1 protein-coding gene and 1 pseudogene are annotated in these 1,025 nt (G+C 41.7%); both read right to left on the bottom strand.

The window, feature by feature from the left end; translation table 11 throughout:
- On the bottom strand, window positions 1–318 hold a 318-nt coding region (locus R7Q48_RS24965; RefSeq protein ID WP_318132805.1), incomplete at its 3' end, for an iron-containing alcohol dehydrogenase.
- 334 nt (window positions 319–652) lie between these two features.
- Window positions 653–1,025 (bottom strand): annotated as a pseudogene (locus R7Q48_RS24960) (isoprenoid biosynthesis protein ElbB); the annotation flags it as partial.

The following is a 1,025-nucleotide window of genomic DNA, read 5'->3' as shown; positions in this document are numbered from 1 at the left end:
GATGCCTTTTGCACAATCGTGTGGTGAGCCACCACCAAGTGAAATTACGAAGTCACATTCGTTCTCTTTTAGAAGAGCTAAGCCGTCATTAACGTTGGTGATTGTAGGGTTTGGTTGAGTGCCATCGAACACAACGGTTGCTACGCCGCGTTCAGTAAGAAGATCTTGAACCTGTTTTACTACGCCGATTTGGTTAAGGATCTTATCCGTAACGATCCAACCTTTCTTAAAGCCTTGAGATTGGATGCTGTTTGCTGCGTCTTTTAGGCAGCCAGCGCCCATTAGGTTTACCGTAGGGATAAAAAATGCACTTGTCATATTGGATTGCTCCGTTGTTATTATTAATAATCTTTCATAATTTGCCATTTAACTGTCGCACACCCCTTTCTAGAACGAAATTGATCCAGAGCAAGTTTACCCATTTAGGGGTACTTTAAAGGAGGAAACTGTGACAGCGATCTTGTTGCACAGTGTGGAGGTGCAACACAAATACAACGTAGCCCAAATATGCAACTATTAACGCAAACGATTGGTAAAAATTGAAATCTGATGATGATTTATATCTCAATTAGAATAAAGTATAAAAAATCACCATTGATATTCGATCTATCAATGGGGATTTAAAATTGAGTTTTAAGTTATCTATCAGTAATTAGGAGATTTCGACCAATTTTGATACCAATTTAGCGATGCCTGAAGCTGCTTGTGAGATATTCTGCGCTAACATGTAAGCTGGCGTAGAAAGCACATTGTGTTTCTCGTCAAACACATACTCATCTACGTTACATTCAACGTGCTCTCCACCCATTTGGTGAAACGCAGCTGCGGTTGCGTCATCATTACCTATTGTGCCTTTTACGCCATGTTCGTAAATCATAGGAATAATGACAGGGGCAATGCAGAGGTAACCGGCAGGCTTGTTGGCATTTGCGAACGCACGGCAAGCTTGTGCAACGTGTGTATTAATCGAGCATTCCGCGCCAGAAACGGCAAAGTCAGTCAGATTTTTTGCTGCACCAAAGCCA

The organism is Vibrio sp. 378, assembly GCF_033339435.1.
This window is presented reverse-complemented; position numbering and strand designations above follow the sequence as displayed.